At 73.3% G+C, this 15,454-nt stretch carries 14 protein-coding genes; 10 read left to right on the plus strand and 4 right to left on the minus strand.

What is annotated here, in order from left to right:
* Positions 1-57: 57 nt before the first annotated feature.
* Complete coding sequence (locus tag ACWGIG_RS26800; protein ID WP_453324236.1) at positions 58-1,341, minus strand: DUF1015 domain-containing protein; 1,284 nt, start codon at positions 1,339-1,341, stop codon at positions 58-60.
* Positions 1,342-1,414: 73 nt separating this feature from the next.
* Here ACWGIG_RS26800 and ACWGIG_RS26805 point away from each other — a divergent pair, with 73 nt between their 5' ends.
* The 4 genes from ACWGIG_RS26805 (at position 1,415) to ACWGIG_RS26820 (ending at position 5,685) form a co-directional block, all read left to right on the plus strand.
* Complete coding sequence (locus ACWGIG_RS26805; RefSeq protein WP_453324237.1) at positions 1,415-2,449, plus strand: HAD hydrolase-like protein; 1,035 nt, start codon at positions 1,415-1,417, stop codon at positions 2,447-2,449.
* Positions 2,450-2,747: 298 nt separating this feature from the next.
* A complete protein-coding gene (locus ACWGIG_RS26810) occupies positions 2,748-3,728 on the plus strand; it encodes a FecCD family ABC transporter permease (protein WP_453324245.1) in 981 nt (326 codons plus the stop codon).
* Between the two features lie 77 nt (positions 3,729-3,805).
* Positions 3,806-4,807 carry a FecCD family ABC transporter permease gene (locus ACWGIG_RS26815; RefSeq protein WP_453324246.1) on the plus strand — a complete coding sequence of 334 codons (1,002 nt, stop codon included), beginning with the start codon at positions 3,806-3,808 and terminating at the stop codon, positions 4,805-4,807.
* Positions 4,808-4,836: 29 nt separating this feature from the next.
* Positions 4,837-5,685 carry an ABC transporter ATP-binding protein gene (locus tag ACWGIG_RS26820; RefSeq protein ID WP_453324238.1) on the plus strand — a complete coding sequence of 283 codons (849 nt, stop codon included), beginning with the start codon at positions 4,837-4,839 and terminating at the stop codon, positions 5,683-5,685.
* Here the strand turns inward: ACWGIG_RS26820 and ACWGIG_RS26825 are convergent.
* The gene (locus ACWGIG_RS26825) at positions 5,669-6,019 is read right to left on the minus strand and encodes an SCP2 sterol-binding domain-containing protein (protein WP_453324239.1); all 351 of its coding nucleotides are present in this window, start codon (positions 6,017-6,019) and stop codon (positions 5,669-5,671) included. The two genes, ACWGIG_RS26820 and ACWGIG_RS26825, sit on opposite strands and share 17 nt — an antisense overlap.
* Positions 6,020-6,074: 55 nt before the next feature.
* Between ACWGIG_RS26825 and ACWGIG_RS26830 the strand changes: the two genes are divergently transcribed.
* From ACWGIG_RS26830 to ACWGIG_RS26840, 3 genes are all read left to right on the plus strand, one after another.
* A complete protein-coding gene (locus tag ACWGIG_RS26830; RefSeq protein WP_453324240.1) occupies positions 6,075-6,407 on the plus strand; it encodes a hypothetical protein in 333 nt (110 codons plus the stop codon).
* A gap of 6 nt (positions 6,408-6,413) precedes the next feature.
* On the plus strand, positions 6,414-7,229 hold the full coding sequence (locus ACWGIG_RS26835; protein ID WP_453324241.1) for a TlyA family RNA methyltransferase: 816 nt from the start codon (positions 6,414-6,416) through the stop codon (positions 7,227-7,229).
* Positions 7,230-7,291: 62 nt separating this feature from the next.
* On the plus strand, positions 7,292-8,200 hold the full coding sequence (locus ACWGIG_RS26840; RefSeq protein ID WP_398420281.1) for an NAD kinase: 909 nt from the start codon (positions 7,292-7,294) through the stop codon (positions 8,198-8,200).
* Positions 8,201-8,215: 15 nt separating this feature from the next.
* Here the strand turns inward: ACWGIG_RS26840 and ACWGIG_RS26845 are convergent, their stop codons facing one another.
* On the minus strand, positions 8,216-9,541 hold the full coding sequence (locus ACWGIG_RS26845) for an FtsX-like permease family protein (protein WP_453324242.1): 1,326 nt from the start codon (positions 9,539-9,541) through the stop codon (positions 8,216-8,218).
* Between the two features lie 163 nt (positions 9,542-9,704).
* Here ACWGIG_RS26845 and recN point away from each other — a divergent pair, with 163 nt between their 5' ends.
* From recN to ACWGIG_RS26860, 3 genes are all read left to right on the plus strand, one after another.
* Positions 9,705-11,426 (plus strand): DNA repair protein RecN, encoded by a 1,722-nt coding sequence (recN, locus tag ACWGIG_RS26850; protein ID WP_453324247.1) that lies wholly within the window; start codon positions 9,705-9,707, stop codon positions 11,424-11,426.
* Positions 11,427-11,557: 131 nt separating this feature from the next.
* A complete protein-coding gene (locus ACWGIG_RS26855; protein WP_453324243.1) occupies positions 11,558-12,346 on the plus strand; it encodes a hypothetical protein in 789 nt (262 codons plus the stop codon).
* Positions 12,347-12,529: 183 nt separating this feature from the next.
* On the plus strand, positions 12,530-13,699 hold the full coding sequence (locus tag ACWGIG_RS26860) for a glycosyltransferase family 4 protein (protein ID WP_453324244.1): 1,170 nt from the start codon (positions 12,530-12,532) through the stop codon (positions 13,697-13,699).
* A gap of 95 nt (positions 13,700-13,794) precedes the next feature.
* Here ACWGIG_RS26860 and ACWGIG_RS26865 read toward each other — a convergent pair whose 3' ends face one another.
* Positions 13,795-15,423, minus strand: a complete 1,629-nt coding sequence (locus ACWGIG_RS26865) for a PucR family transcriptional regulator (RefSeq protein ID WP_453324248.1) — start codon at positions 15,421-15,423, stop codon at positions 13,795-13,797.
* Between the last annotated feature and the right edge of the window lie 31 nt (positions 15,424-15,454).

The following is a 15,454-nucleotide window of genomic DNA, read 5'->3' on the forward strand; positions in this document are numbered from 1 at the left end:
CACCCCGGGTTTCCGGGGTGCCGCCCTCTTTTTGCGTTCAGGTGCCGGGTGGGGAGGTCAGCCGACGTCGAGGCTGCGCAGGACCAGGCCGGTGGCCGGTTTCGGGCCGAAGGACGTCGACTTGCGGGGCATCGTGACGCCCTGGCGGGCCAGGTCGCGGACGACCTCCTCGCGGACGGGGTGCATGAGGACAGCCGTGGCGTGGTGACGTTCGGCCTGCTCGACGGCTGCTTCCGTGTCGTGGATGTACGCGATGTCCTCCGGAGCGTCCGGGACGTGCCAGACGTGGGCGAGGAGGGTCTCGTGCAGGACGGCCGCGTCGAGGGTGCGCCAGGCCTCCGGCCGGTCCTCGCGGACCGTACGGGAGAGGAGGCCGGGGTCGGGGCGGTCGAGGAGGTGGTACGCCCCGTCGCCGGCCAGGAGGAAGGCGTTGCCCCACGACGCTGCCTCGGCGAGTGCCGCGAGGGCCTCGGGGAGAGGCGTGTCCAGGCGTCGTATGCGGAAGGAATCGCCCACCGCGGCGAGGGCCTCGGAAACCGGGAGGCGGTGCAGCAGCCGGTGGATCGAGCGGACCTGGAGGGGGTAGCGGGCGGTGTCGACGAGGAGGACCAGACCGTAGTCCCAGGGGCTGGGGGCGCCGCCGTGCTCCTCTTTGAGGCGCAGGTACGTCGCCCAGCGGTGGTGGCCGTCGGCGATGAGGGCCTGGTGGTGGGAGAGGTCCGTGGTCACCGTGGCGATCTCGGCCGGGTCGGTGATCGACCACAGGCGGTGGTGGAAGCCGTCCTCGGTGGTGGTGGAGAGGAGAGGGGGGCCGGCGGCCGTGCGGTCGATGGTGTCCGTGGTGCCGGAGGGGCCGGGGCCGCTGCGGTAGGTGAGAAGGAGGGGTTCCAGGTTGGCGGCGGTGGCGCGCATCAGGGCCGCCCGGTCCTCGACGACGTGCGGCATGACGTCCTCGTGGGGGAGGACGACACCCTCCTCGGGGGAGGACAGGGCGAGCGCGCCGATGATGCCGCGCTGGAGGAGACCGTCGCGGGACTGCTCGTACAGGTAGAGGGCCGGCTGGGCGTCAGGGGCGAGGATGCCCTTGGCGAGCCAGCTGTGGAGGGTCTCCGCGGCCTGCTGGTGACGGGCCGCTGCCGTGTCCGCCTGCGGGAGGATCAGGCGGACGATGTTGTGCGGGTCCGCGGACTCCAGGTGCAGCAGGCCGTCCGGGCGGACCACGACGTCGTACGGCGGAGAAGTCACGGCAGCCAGGCTGCCGACCTCTTCCGGGACATAGCGAAGTCCTCGCAGGGGGACCATTCGCAGGCCGTGGTCCTCGGGCGGCCCTGGGATGCTCATTGGTGCATCGTAAGTGGGGTGGTGGGATGGGTGATGATCGGGGGAGAAGCAGCGAACCGAGGAGCGGACCAGAATGAGCCACCAGCAGAGCAGGACCCGTCCGGGCAGCAGCGGGACAGTGCTGAGCGAGGCTTACGACACGGCGCTGTTGGACCTCGACGGGGTGGTGTACGCGGGCGGTGTGGCCATCGTGCACGCGGCCGATGCGCTGGGTGTGGCGCGGGACGGCGGGATGCATCTCGCGTACGTGACCAACAACGCGCTGCGGACGCCGGACGCGGTGGCCGCTCATCTGACGGAGCTCGGAGTGCCTGCGGAGGCGTCCGACGTCATCACGTCCGCGCAGGCGGTGGCCCGCCTGATTGCCGATCAGGTCCCGGACGGGGCAAGAGTGTTGGTGATCGGCGGGGAAGGGCTGAGGGTCGCGCTGCGGGAGCGGGGGCTGGTGCCGGTGGACTCCGCCGACGACTCGCCCGTGGCGGTGGCGCAGGGGTACGGCGGGCCGGACCTGCCGTGGAGCCGGTTCGCGGAGGCTTCGTACGCGATCCGGCGGGGCGTGCCGTGGTTCGCGTCCAACACGGACCTGACGATTCCGAGTGAGCGGGGGATCGCACCGGGGAACGGAGCCGCGGTGGAAGTCGTACGGATCGCCACGGGCGCGGAGCCGCAGGTGGCCGGAAAGCCGTTGCCGCCGATGCACCGGGAGACGATCCTGCGGACCGGGGCGAAGCGGGGGCTGGTCGTCGGGGACCGGCTGGACACGGACATCGAGGGTGCGAATGCGGGGGGTGTCGACTCGCTGCTGGTGCTGACCGGGGTGACGGACGCGGCGCAACTGCTGGCGGCGGAGGCGAAGTACCGGCCGACGTATGTGGACGCGGATCTGCGGGGGTTGCTGCGGGGTCAGCCGGAAGTGGTGGCGGGGGAAGGGGAGTTCACCTGTGGCGGGTGGACCGCTTCGGCGCGCGAGGGCGCGCTTGTGGTGGAGGGGGAGGGCGAACCGATGGACGCGCTGCGGGCGTTGTGCGCGGTGGCGTGGACCGAGGCGGGGGACGGGGCGTGCGGGCTGGAGGTGGGGGAGGCGTTGAAGGTGGCGGGGCTGGAGTAGGGCGGGAGCGGTCCTTCGGTGCGGGGTGAAGGGTTGGGGTGCGGGTGCGGGTGCGGGTGCGGGTGCGGGGGTGAGGGCGAGGGCGAGGGTGTGCGGGCGTGGGAGGGGGCGCTCCGCGTGGGGGCCGCCGCCTTGCCCGCCCTTCTCCGGGGGCGGCCCCGCTGCCCAAGGCGGCGGGCGCAAGGGAAGGCGAGGGTAGGCTAGCCTTACTTGCGTGTTGGTTGACAGGCCCCCTGAACAGAGCGTGGAGCTCGGCTCCGCTCCGTCCGCTTCCCGTACCGTCCGCAGGCGCAATGTCGTGCGCACGGTCGGGCTGCTCGTTTCCCTGGGCGCTCTGGTGCTGGTGGTGCTTGCGAGCATCGCCGTCGGCGCCAAGGTGATCCCGGTCGGCGACGTGTGGCACGGCCTCGTGGACTACACCGGTACCGGTGACGACGTGATCGTCAGGGAGGTGCGGATTCCGCGCACGGTCCTCGGCGTGCTCGCCGGCGCCGCGCTCGGCACGGCCGGTGCGGTGATGCAGGGACTCACCCGCAACCCACTGGCCGAGCCCGGGATCCTGGGCGTGAACGCGGGAGCGTCGGCGGCCGTGGTGTCTGCGATCAGTTTTCTCGGCGTGACGTCGCTGACGGGATATGTCTGGTTCGCATTCCTCGGGGCGGGGGTCGTGTCCGCGCTGGTGTACGTCCTCGGGGGCAGCCGGGGGGCGACGCCCGTGCGGCTCGCGCTCGCCGGGACCGCCGCCACCGCCGCGCTCTTCGGATACGTCAACGCCGTACAGCTGCTGGACTCGGCGGCCCTGGAGCGGCTGCGGTTCTGGACCGTGGGGTCCCTCGCGTCGGCCGACACGGCCGTCGTGGAGAAGGTGTGGCCCTTCATCGTGGCCGGGCTCGTGCTGGCACTGTCGATCGCACGGCCGTTGAACGCGATGGAGATGGGTGAGGACAGCGCGCGCTCGCTGGGCGTGCACCTGACCCGTACCCGCGTGCTGGCCATGGTCGCGGTGACGCTGCTGTGCGGCGCCGCGACCGCCGCGTGCGGGCCGATCGTCTTCATCGGGCTGATGGTGCCGCACCTCGTACGGGCCGTCACCGGGCCGGACATGCGGTGGATCCTGCCGTACGCGGCCGTGCTCGCGCCCGTACTGCTGCTGGGCTCCGACGTGGTGGGGCGGATCGTGGCGCGCCCGTCGGAGCTCCAGGTCGGCATCGTGACCGCGCTGATCGGCGGACCGGTCTTCATCCACCTCGTACGCCGTCGGAGGATGGGGCAGCTGTGAGCACCGCGGAACGGACCGAAGCTACGGGGAAGCAGCCCGGAAAGCCTGCGGCGATACGTTTCGGCAGCGGACTGTCGATGCGGTTCCACGCACGCGCGGTCGTGGCGACGCTCGCGATCGCCGTGGTGGCGCTCGCGGTCGGCGTCCTGCTGGTCCTCGTGGGCAGCGGAGACTTCCCGATGACGCCGGGCGACGTCGTGCAGACGCTGCTCGGGAACGGCGTGACGGCCCAGGAGTTCATCGTCATCGACCTGCGGCTGCCGCGGGTGCTGACCGCACTGCTGGTCGGGGTGGCCCTCGGACTGTCCGGGGCGATCTTCCAGTCGATCTCCAGGAACCCGCTGGGCAGCCCCGACGTACTCGGCTTCGGCCAGGGTGCGACGGTCGGGGCGCTCGTGGTCATCGTGCTGTTCCAGGGGGGCAGTTGGGCCGTCGCGGGCGGTGCGCTGGCGGGCTGTCTGCTGACGGGCGTACTCGTGTACCTGCTCGCGTGGAAGCGGGGCGTGCACGGATACCGGCTGGTGCTCGTCGGCATCGGCGCGGCTGCCATGCTGACCGCCGTCATGCAGTACCTGCTGACCAAGGCCAGTCTGATGGACGCCACACGGGCGGTGCTGTGGATCACCGGCACGCTCGACGGGCGCGGCTGGGAGCAGGTCGTGCCGCTGGCCGTCGCCTGCCTCGTACTGATCCCGCTGGTGCTGGGGCACGGGCGGGCGCTGCGCATGATGGAGATGGGCGACGACTCGGCGTACGCGCTGGGCGTGCCCGTGGAGCGGACCAGGATCGTGCTGATCCTGTGCGCCGTGCTGCTCATGGGCGTGGCCACCTCGGCGGCCGGCCCCATCACCTTCGTGGCGCTCAGCGCGCCGCAGCTCGCACGGCGGCTGACCGGGGCGCCGGGGCCGAACCTGGTGCCGTCCGCGCTGATGGGCGCGGGGCTGCTGGTGGTCGCGGACTGGGCGGCCCAGTCGGCGTTCGGCGAGCGGCAGCTGCCGGTGGGCGTGGTGACCGGTGTGGTCGGTGGCTGCTATCTGCTGTGGCTGCTGGTGACGGAGCGCAAGGCGGGACGGATATGAGTACGAACAACCAGAGGAGTACGACGCCCATGCAGCGCCTCGTCGCGGAATCGGTGACCCTCGGCTACGACGAGCGGGTCATCGCCGAGGGCCTCTCGGTCGAGATCCCGGACCACTCCTTCACGGTCATCGTCGGCCCGAACGCCTGCGGCAAGTCGACACTGCTGCGGGCCCTTTCGCGGATGCTGAAGCCGTCGCGGGGACGGGTGCTGCTCGACGGGCAGGCCATCGGGTCGATCCCCGCGAAGAAGGTCGCCAGGACGCTCGGGCTGCTGCCCCAGTCGTCGGTGGCGCCGGACGGCATCACCGTCGCCGACCTCGTGGCCCGTGGCCGCTACCCGCACCAGGGGCTGCTGCGGCAGTGGTCGCCCGACGACGAACGGATCGTCGACGAGTCGATGGCCGCCACGGGCGTCGCCGAACTCGCCGAGCGGTACGTGGACGAGCTGTCCGGCGGTCAGCGCCAGCGGGTGTGGATCGCGATGGCGCTCGCCCAGCAGACGCCGCTGCTGCTCCTCGACGAGCCGACCACCTTCCTCGACATCCAGCACCAGATCGACGTGCTCGACCTGTGCGCGGAGCTGCACGAGACACAGGGGCGCACGCTCGTCGCCGTACTGCACGACCTGAATCACGCGGCGCGGTACGCCACGCACCTGATCGCGATGCGGGACGGGAAGGTCGTCGCCGAGGGAGCGCCGGCGGACGTCGTCACGGCAGACCTGGTGGAGCGGGTCTTCGGGCTGAAGTGCCAGGTCATCGCGGACCCGGAGACGGGGACTCCGCTGGTGGTGCCGGCGGCGCGGAAGGCCCGTGCCGCAGCGGCCCCTTCGGCGGATGCCGGGGCTCAGGGCGTTGGGGCTAAAGCAGCTTCCTGAGGTGCAGGAGGTCGCGGAAACCGGCCTCCAGCTTCACCCGGCCGGTGGCCCAGGACTTCGCGAAGTTCAGATCGCCCTCGACCATCGCGACCAGGTCGTCACCGGTCATCGCGAGGCGGATCTGCGCGCGCTCGCGGGGCGGGCCGGGCCGGGTGTCCCCGACACTGATCCGGCCGTCCGAGAAACGGCCCGTAAAGGTCTGGTCGAGGTCGGTCAGATGACAGCTCAGCGAGCGGTCGAACGAGGCGACGCTGCGCACGCCGTCGTTGTCGGACCTGCTGAGACTGTCCGAGAGCTTGTCGAGTGCGGCGCGGCACTCCTCCATGGTCGCCATCACAGCCGACCGTACCTCAGGCCGTGCGACAGGGCTTCGGGGTAGCGTCGTGACCATGGACGCAGAGGAAACGGGCGACGCGGCGGACGCAGGCGCTGCCGTCGCCGCAGCCGGAGAGGCAGCCGGCGAGGCAGCCGGCGAGGCCGAAGGCATGGTGGCGTACGACCCGGCCGCCCCGGCGCCGCTCGGGGTCGTCCGAGGAGCCACGGGGAACGCCGAGGTGGACGCCCGGCTGGAGCGTCTTTCGGACGTCGACCACCTCACGGCGGACGGACACATCGAGGTGTACGAGGATGTACACCGGGGGCTGCGCGAGACGCTGACCGCACTCGACGCACGCCCGGGACCTCCGGCGCCCCCCGCCTCCCCGTACGACATCAGGAGCTGAACGAGAGTGGCAGGAGTGGCACGCCGCCGCCTGGACGCCGAGCTGGTCCGCCGGAAGCTCGCCCGCTCGCGGGAGCACGCGAGCCAGCTGATCGCCGCCGGGCGGGTCAAGGTCGGCGGAGCGGTGGCGAGCAAGGCCGCGACGCAGGTCGAGACGGCCGCGGCCGTGGTGGTGCTCCAGGACGACGACGACCCCGACTACGTCTCGCGCGGCGGGCACAAGCTGGCCGGGGCGCTCGCCGCCTTCGCCCCGCTGGGGCTGAAGGTCGAGGGGCGGCGGGCGCTGGACGCGGGCGCCTCCACCGGCGGGTTCACGGACGTACTGCTGCGGGCGGGCGTCGCGCACGTGGTCGCGGTGGACGTCGGGTACGGGCAGCTGGCGTGGTCGCTGCAGTCCGACGACCGGGTCACCGTCAAGGACCGTACGAACGTGCGCGAGATGACCCTGGAGATGATCGACGGGGTGCCGGTCGACGTGGTGGTGGGCGACCTGTCGTTCATTCCGCTGGGTCTGGTGCTGCCCGCGCTGGCACGCTGCGCGGCGCCGGACGCCGACCTGGTGCTGATGGTGAAGCCTCAGTTCGAGGTGGGCAAGGAGCGGCTCGGCAGCGGGGGAGTGGTCCGCAGCCCGGAGCTGCGGGCCGACGCCGTGCGGAACGTGGCCCGGCAGGCGTGGGGACTCGGCCTCGGAGTGCAGGGTGTGACGGCCAGTCCGCTGCCCGGGCCCTCCGGCAACGTCGAGTACTTTCTGTGGCTGAGGGCCGGTGCTGCTGAGCTCGACCCGGCGGATGTTGACCGTGCAGTGGCGGAGGGGCCTCGGTGACCGGAACAGGGACGACCAGAACTGGGACGACCGGAACGTCAGGTGCGACGGAGGCGGCACGGGTGCTCGAACCCGCCGCGGAACGCACCGTGTTCCTGCTCGCGCACACCGGCAGACCAGCGGCGATCCGCAGCGCCGAACTGGTCGTCGAGGGCCTGCTCAAGAGTGGTCTGGGTGTACGTCTGCTGGAGTCGGAGGCGGTCGATCTGCCGCTGCCGTCGTCCGTGGAGACCGTCGTCGAGGCGACCCCCGACGTGCTCGACGGCTGTGAGCTGCTGATCGTGCTGGGCGGCGACGGGACGCTGCTGCGCGGCGCGGAGATCGCCCGCGCGTCCGGGGTGCCGATGCTCGGCGTCAACCTCGGCCGGGTCGGCTTTCTCGCCGAGGCCGAGCGCGACGACCTGGACAAGGTCGTGGACCGGGTCGTCACACGGGCGTACGAGGTCGAGGAGCGGATGACGCTCGACGTCCTCGTGCACAACAACGGGAACGTCGTCCACCGGGACTGGGCGCTCAACGAGGCCGCCGTCCAGAAGGTCTCGCCCGAGCGGATGCTCGAAGTCGTCCTGGAGATCGACGGGCGTCCGGTCACCGGGTTCGGCTGTGACGGCATCGTGTGCGCGACGCCGACCGGCTCCACCGCCTACGCCTTCTCGGCCGGTGGGCCCGTGGTCTGGCCCGAGGTGGAGGCGCTGCTGATGGTGCCGATCAGTGCGCACGCCCTGTTCGCGAAGCCGCTCGTGACGTCGCCGAATTCGGTCCTCGCCGTCGAGGTCCAGCCGCACACTCCCCACGGGGTGCTGTGGTGCGACGGGCGGCGGACCGTCGAACTCCCTTCGGGTGCGAGGGTGGAGGTCAGGCGGGGGGCCGTGCCCGTACGCCTGGCGCGGCTGCACCACGCGTCGTTCACCGACCGGCTGGTCGCCAAGTTCGCCCTGCCGGTGGCGGGGTGGCGCGGCGCGCCGCACTGACGCAACCGCCGGCCGCTACGCCGTCGCGCCGACCACGGTGATCGCGCGACGGCGCAGCGCCGAGCGGACCGGCAGCCCGGTGGCCAGGACGGCCAGCAGCAGGGTGGCGCCGACGACGGACGCCAGAACCGGCCAGGGCAGGTACGGCAGGGGCGAGCCGAAGGCCTGGGCGAGCATCGGAGCCATCGTGGCCAGGGATATCAGCCCGCCCAGAACCAGCGCGGTGCCCGCCACGATCGCGGCCTCCCAGCGGGCCATCGCCCGGATCTGACCCGGCAGGGTGCCGACGACCCGCAGCAGGGCGATCTCCCGGCGGCGCTCGAAGGAGACCATCGCGAGGGTGTTCGCCGCGGCGATGGCGGCGAAGCCCGCGTACAGCCCCGTGCCGACGTAGTCGAGCCAGACCTCGCCCGCGGAGCCCGCGCTGCCCAGGTGGTGCTCGGCCGTCGTCCGCATGCCGATCTTGGTGAGGCCGAAGCCGGTCATCAGGACGAGCGGGACCACGGCGGCGGCGAACCGGCGCGGCTGCGCGCGCACATTGAGCATCGCCAGCCTTGCGCTGCCGCCGAACCGCCGGACGGGCGCGGACACCAACCACGCCGCCGGGCCCACGATCCGCGGCCCGAGCAGCCCCGCCCCGACGCAGAACAGCAGCAGGACCAGGAACGACGCCTGACCGGCCTTGTCGGACGCCGCCTTCGTCAGCGCCACGGAGAGCACGGAGCCGCCCGCCACCGCGACCAGCCCCAGCAGGGTCCGCAGCCACCCGAGGCCCCTGCGGCCCGCCGTCGCCTCGCCCAGCGCCCGCGCGGGGCGGAGCAGCGAGAACCTGACGCAGGACAGCAGAGCGGCGGCTGCCGAGGTCACCATGGCCACGCCCAGGCAGACCGGCAGCGACACCCAGCTGAAGCGCAGCACCGTCCCGCCGGGTATCAGGCCGTACGCCTGCATCCCGTCGAACCAGGGGCGGGCGAGCAGCGCCCCCAGCGCGCATCCGGCCAGCGCCGCGGGGACGGCCGCCGCCACCGCCTGCACGACGACCGCACGGCGCACCTGACGAGGGCGGGCGCCGATCGTACGGACCAGGGCGAGCTCCCGGTGCTGCTGGGCCACGGCCGTGCCCATCGTCGACGCCACGACGAAAATCGACATGTAGATGGACCCGATCAACAGGACGACCGCCATGTCACCCACCTCGGCGGAAACTCCCTCGGCGCCCGTCACCGACATCATCGTCGTCGCCGCGCTCACCACCGTCGCGGCGAAGAGCACCGCCACCGCCGTGCCCACGAAGGCCGGGCGGTGGCCGCGAAGTGCAGATCGTGCGAGTCCTGTTCCCATGGGTCAAGACTGGCGGGTGGGGCAGGCGCGCACCATGAAGCAGGCTGCAGTTTTCAAGCTGGGGTTTTCCGCAGGGTCCGGGCGGTCCGGGGGGAGCGCGCCGGACGGGGGCCGTCGCACACCGGGCTCAGGACCTCGTAAGGTCGTGTCCGTGTTGGAGGAGATGCGGATACGGTCGCTCGGAGTCATCGACGACGCTGTGGTCGAGCTGTCACCCGGTTTCACGGCGGTGACCGGCGAGACCGGAGCGGGCAAGACCATGGTCGTCACCAGTCTCGGGCTGCTGCTCGGAGGCCGGGCCGACCCTGCCCTGGTACGGCTCGGGGCCAAGGCGGCAGTGGTGGAGGGGCGGCTCACGATGCGCCCCGGCGACCCGGCCGCCGTACGGGCCGCGGAGGCGGGGGCGGAGCTCGACGACGGAACGCTGCTCGTCAGCAGGACGGTTTCTGCCGAGGGGCGTTCGCGCGCCCACCTCGGCGGGCGGTCGGTCCCGGTGGGGCTGCTGGCCGAACTCGCCGACGACCTCGTCGCCGTGCACGGGCAGACCGACCAGCAGGGGCTGCTGCGGCCGTCCCGGCAGCGCAAGGCCCTCGACCGGTACGCGGGCGACGCCGTCGCCGTGCCGCACGCCAAGTACACGACCGCCTACCGCCGCCTCAAAGCCGTCTCGGCCGAACTGGACGAGATCACCACCCGTGCCCGTGAGCGCGCCCAGGAAGCAGATCTGCTGCGCTTCGGCCTGGAGGAGATCGCCGCTGTCGAGCCCCTGGAGGGGGAGGACGCCGAGCTCGCCGCCGAGGCCGAACGGCTCGGGCACGCCGAGTCGCTCGCCTCCGCCGCGGCCCTCGCGCACGCCGCGCTGGCGGGCAATCCCGAGGACCCCGAGGGCGTCGACGCGAACACCCTGGTCGCCGGCGCCCACCGGGCCGTCGAGGCCGTCCGCGCCCACGACCCGGCGCTGGCGGTCCTCGCCGAGCGCATCGGCGAGATCGGCATCCTGCTCGGCGACGTGGCGGGCGAGCTCGCCGGATACGCCGACCACCTGGACGCCGACCCGGTGCGGCTCTCCGTGGTCGAGGAGCGCAGGGCCGCCCTCACCCAGCTCACCCGCAAGTACGGGTCGGACATCGACGCCGTGCTCGCCTGGGCCGAGGAGGGCGCGGCCCGCCTCACCGAGCTGGACGGCGACGACGACCGGCTCGGCGAACTGACGGCCGAGCGTGACGTCCTGCGCGGCGAACTGTCCACCCTGGCCCAGGCGTTGACCGACGCCCGTACGGAGGCCGCGGCGCGGTTCGCCGACGCGGTGACCGCCGAACTGGCCTCCCTCGCCATGCCGCACGCCCGCGTGACGATCGACATCCGGCAGACCGAGGACCCCGAGCGGGGCATCGAGGTCGGTGGCCGCCTCGTCACGTACGGCTCCTCGGGCGCCGACGAGGTCGAGCTGCTGCTCGCCCCGCACCCCGGCGCGCACCCGCGGCCGATCGGCAAGGGCGCCTCCGGCGGTGAACTGTCGCGCGTGATGCTCGCGGTCGAGGTCGTCTTCGCCGGGTCCGACCCCGTTCCCACGTACCTCTTCGACGAGGTCGACGCGGGCGTCGGCGGCAAGGCGGCCGTCGAGGTCGGCAGGCGGCTCGCGAAGCTCGCGAAGTCCGCGCAGGTCGTCGTCGTGACGCACCTGCCGCAGGTGGCGGCCTTTGCGGACCGGCAGCTGCTGGTGGAGAAGACCCACGACGGGTCGGTGACCAGGAGTGGCGTCACCGTCCTGGAGGGCGAGGACCGGGTGCGGGAGCTGTCCCGGATGCTGGCCGGCCAGGAGGACTCGGAGACGGCGCGGGCGCATGCGGAGGAGTTGCTGGCGACGGCACGGGCCGATGCGTAGCGCTCCGCGCGACGCGGGGCGGGTGGGTCGTTGTGCCGCGGGCCGGTGGGGGCCGGGCGCGCCCACGCGGCGGAGCCGCACGTCCGGCAGAGCCCCGCGCCCCTGTCGGGGCTCTGCGTAGGGTGGGGTGCATGAGCGCAGGTCAGGGTGGGGTCGCTGGTCGGGTGTCCGGGATTCTGGGGGCAGTTGGGGCGACCCTCTGTGTGCAGAAGGCGATGCGGCGGTGGCCGCCGGGGGAGGCCGCTCTCTGGGAGCGGAAGAACTTCGAGGGTGGGGTGGTCGACCTGTACGCAGGGCCCGCCACCGCTCTCGGGAGCACCGCCGCGGTCCTCGCCTCCCCGGTGCTGCCCGGACGCGTGCGGGCGGCCACGGCGCTCGCGGTGCTCGCTGCCGGGGGCTGCGGGGCGTACGACGACATGGTGGGGCGGAACGACCCCAGGCGCGGTTTCCGCGCACACCTGAGCGCCCTGCGGCGGGGCGAGGTCACCAGCGGCGCGGTCAAGCTGCTGGGCATCGGCGCGGCAGGTCTCGTGGCGGGCTCGCTCCTCAAGGAGAAGCCGGTCGACAAGGTGCTGGCGGGCGTGGTCGTCGCGGGCACCGCGCACTTCGTGAACCTGGTGGACGTACGGCCCGGGAGGGCGGTCGGGACGGTCCTCGCCCTCGGGGCGCCCGGCCTGCTGAAGGGCGGCGCGGCGGGAGTGCTCGCCGCAGCGCCCGTGGGAGCCGCGGCAGCCGTCCTGGAGGACGACCTCAAGAGGCGCACGATGCTCGGCGACACCGGGGCCCACGCGCTCGGCGCCGGACTCGGCGCGGCGGTCGCCGCGGGCAACGGCCGGACCGGACTCGCCCTGCACGCCGTCGCGCTGACCGTCGCTGCCGCCTGCGGTGACAGGATCAGCCGCGCGGCGGGAGCTTCCTGAACGGGCGATCACTCGTGCGGGTGGTAGCAGGCATGAAGTGACGGGGCCGGGGCACTTGTGGTGCCCCAACAGTCCGGAGGACTGGCATCCTTGGCGCCGTAATGCGCGCAGGCGCAGCAGAAGTCGCGCCAGGAGTTGCACCAGGAGTGCAGCGGAGACATCCACTCAGGAGCACCCACCACAGTGAGCAGCACCCCGCCCCCGTCGTACGGACAGTCGCCGCTCCGCGCCGTCCAGGTGCTCGGCGGCGGCAGCGCGGGCAGCAGCGCCCACGTCAGGTCGCTGACCGCGGGGCTCGTCGCACGGGGCGTACGGGTCACCGTGTGCGCGCCCACCGAGCTGGAGCGCACCTACGACTTCGCCGAGGTGGGCGCCGACGTGGTGACCGTCCCCCGGCGCAGCGACCCCGTCTCCGTCGCCGCCCTGCGGGCCGCCTGCGCCGGGGCGGACGTCGTCCACGCGCACGGACTGCACGCCGCCGTGCGCACCGCGTTCGCCGTGAGCGGGATGCCACCCGGGGGGCGGTCCGCGGGACGGCTCGGCGTCCGCCCGGGAGAGCGGTCCGCGGGTCGCCTCCCGCTCGTCGTCACCTGGCACACCCGGGCACACGCCGAGGGGGCGCGCAGCCACGTCGTACGGCTGATGGAGCGCCGGGCCGCCCGGTCCGCGTCCGTCGTCCTCGGCACGTCGTCCGACCTCGTCGACCGGGCGCGCAGCCGGGGTGCCCGCGACGCCCGCCTCGCACCCGTCACGGTGCCCGCACCCCGCCCGCCCGACGACTTCCACGAGAGCAAGGCCAAGGCGGAACTGGGCGCGGTGGGGCGCCCGTTGGTCATGGCGGTCGGCAGTCTCGTCCCGTACCGGGGTTACGACGTCCTCCTGGACGCCTCCCGCGCCTGGCGCGACCTGGACCCCGCCCCGCTGCTCACCATCGCGGGAGAGGGCCGCGAGCGGGCCGCGCTCCAGCGCCGCATCGAGGCCGAGGACCTGCCGGTGCAGCTCGTCGGGCGGCGCGACGACATCTCCGAACTGCTCGCCGCCGCCGACGTCGCCGTGCTGCCCAGCCGGTGGGAGGCGCGCTCGGTGCTCGCCCAGGAGGCACTGCGCGCCGGGGTGCCGCTGGTGGCCACCCGGGTGGGGGGAATCCCCGAACTGGTCGGTGACGCCGCCGAGTTCGTACCGTACGGAGACGCCGAGGCCCTCGCAAGCACGCTCCTCGGGCTGCTCGACGACCCGGAGCGCCGTGCGGAGCTCGCCGAGGCGGGGCTGCGGCAGGCGGCCACCTGGCCGACGGAGGACGAGACGGTCGCCCAGGTGCTGAGCGTCTACGACGAGTTGACGGGGCAGGGATAGGAGCCGTCAGATTCCTGCGGGTGCGTTGTGGCTGGTCGCGCCCACGCGGCGGAGCCGCATGTCCCCCACAGGCCCGCGCCCCTGTGGGGGCGCCTCTATGAGGCGTGCCGCCGCGCCCGTAGTGCCAGGCTCAGTGCCAGTACCGTCTGCGGGTCGTCCAGGTCGGTGCCGAGCAGCTCCGAGATCCGGGCGAGCCGGTTGTAGAGGGTCTGCCGGTTGAGGTGCAGCTCGCGGGCCGTCTCCGCCTTGCGTCCCGCGTGCGCGAGGTACGTCTCCAGTGTGGGCAGCAGCGGCGGCCGGGACGCGCGGTCGTGGTCGCGCAGCGGGCCGATCGCCCGGTCCACGAACGCCGCCAGGTCCGGATGGTCCCGCAGCCGCCACAGCAGCAGGTCGATGTCGAGGCGCCGTGCGTCGTACCAGGGCAGGTCGTGCAGCCCCTGTGCCGCCGTCGCCGTCTCCGCCGCGTGCCGCAGCCCCGCCGACGCCGCAGCCCAGCCGCCCGCGACACCGACCACCACGACCGGCGGGTGCGCGCCCGCCCGGCCGAGTCCTGCGCGTTCCACACCGGCCCGCAACGCCGCCGCGACCCGGTCGGCGACCGCGGTGCGCTCCGACTCCGTACGCAGCCCGAGCAGCAGCGGAACCCGCCCCTCCACCGGGCGTACGCCGAGCAGCACCGGCACCCCCACCGAGGCCAGCTCCTCCAGCACGGCCCGCGCCAGAACCGCCCAGTTCCCGGACGGCGACAGCTCGGCGGCCAGCCGCATCACCACCGGCAGCAGCGGGCCCTCGCCCGGCTTGAAGCCCAGCACCCGGGCCTGCGCGGGCGCGTCGTCCGCCGAGATGCGGCCCTGCGCCAGGTCGGTCAGGAAGTCGCCGCGCCCGCGCGCCGCCAGCTCCTCCTCCTGACGCGCCTGCATCAGGACGACGGCCAGTATGTCCGCGGCCCGCTCCGCCGCCATCCGGTGCACCGGCAGCAGCGGACGGGCCACCCCGAGCAGCACCAGCCTGGCCCGCACCGAACCTGCCCCGTGGCCGCCGCCCGGCACGTCCACCAGCACTCCGTTCGCGGGCGGCCCCGCATCGCGTGCCTCGCGCTGGCCGCGCAGCCCCTCCCACACCTGGAGCGGGTCGGCGCCGGGGTCCTCGGCCGAGGGCCCGGCCGCGTACAGCAGCTGCCCGTCGGCGGTCTCCAGGAAGACGGGGTTGGCGGTGAAGTCCGCCAGAATGCCCAGCACCTGCGGCACCCCGCCGCCGCCGAGGAGCGCCTCCGTGCAGCGCCGGTGCACCTCCTCGGCGCGCCTGAGCAGTGTGTAGTGCCCGTTGACGATCTCGGTGTGGACCTCTTCGGTGACGGATACGAACGGCACCTCGCGGTGCAGCTGCACCAGCGGAAGACCGGCCGCCCGCGCGGTCTCCACCAGCGTCGAGGGCAACCGGCTGAACCGCGGCCCCAGTTCGACGACGAGCGCGGCGATGCCCCGGTCGGCCAGCTTCCGTACGAAAGCGCGCTGCTCCGCAGGGCGGGTGCCGAGCCCCAGCCCCGTCGTCAGCAGCAGCTCGCCGCCCTTGAGCAGCGACGCGATGTTGGGGACCTCACCGGCGTGCACCCAGCGCACGGTCCTGTTGAGCCGGTCGGCGCCCGCCATCACCTCCGGGAGCCCGCTGCGGAGTCCCGGCAGTTCAAGCGCCCTTTGCACGGTGATTCCGCCCTGCGTGTCCATGCATCCGGACGGTACCGGAACGCCCCGGAGG

The sequence above is a fragment of the Streptomyces sp. NPDC054863 genome (assembly GCF_053610825.1).

Bases quoted from the DNA above. Each gene is read 5' to 3' on its own strand.
- ACWGIG_RS26800 (WP_453324236.1), bottom strand. From the start codon at position 1,341: ATGAGCATCCCAGGGCCGCCCGAGGACCACGGCCTGCGAATGGTCCCC.
- ACWGIG_RS26805 (WP_453324237.1), top strand. From the start codon at position 1,415: ATGAGCCACCAGCAGAGCAGGACCCGTCCGGGCAGCAGCGGGACAGTG.
- ACWGIG_RS26815 (WP_453324246.1), top strand. From the start codon at position 3,806: ATGCGGTTCCACGCACGCGCGGTCGTGGCGACGCTCGCGATCGCCGTG.
- ACWGIG_RS26820 (WP_453324238.1), top strand. From the start codon at position 4,837: ATGCAGCGCCTCGTCGCGGAATCGGTGACCCTCGGCTACGACGAGCGG.
- ACWGIG_RS26825 (WP_453324239.1), bottom strand. From the start codon at position 6,019: ATGGCGACCATGGAGGAGTGCCGCGCCGCACTCGACAAGCTCTCGGAC.
- ACWGIG_RS26830 (WP_453324240.1), top strand. From the start codon at position 6,075: ATGGACGCAGAGGAAACGGGCGACGCGGCGGACGCAGGCGCTGCCGTC.
- ACWGIG_RS26845 (WP_453324242.1), bottom strand. From the start codon at position 9,541: ATGGGAACAGGACTCGCACGATCTGCACTTCGCGGCCACCGCCCGGCC.
- recN (WP_453324247.1), top strand. From the start codon at position 9,705: ATGCGGATACGGTCGCTCGGAGTCATCGACGACGCTGTGGTCGAGCTG.
- ACWGIG_RS26855 (WP_453324243.1), top strand. From the start codon at position 11,558: ATGAGCGCAGGTCAGGGTGGGGTCGCTGGTCGGGTGTCCGGGATTCTG.
- ACWGIG_RS26865 (WP_453324248.1), bottom strand. From the start codon at position 15,423: ATGGACACGCAGGGCGGAATCACCGTGCAAAGGGCGCTTGAACTGCCG.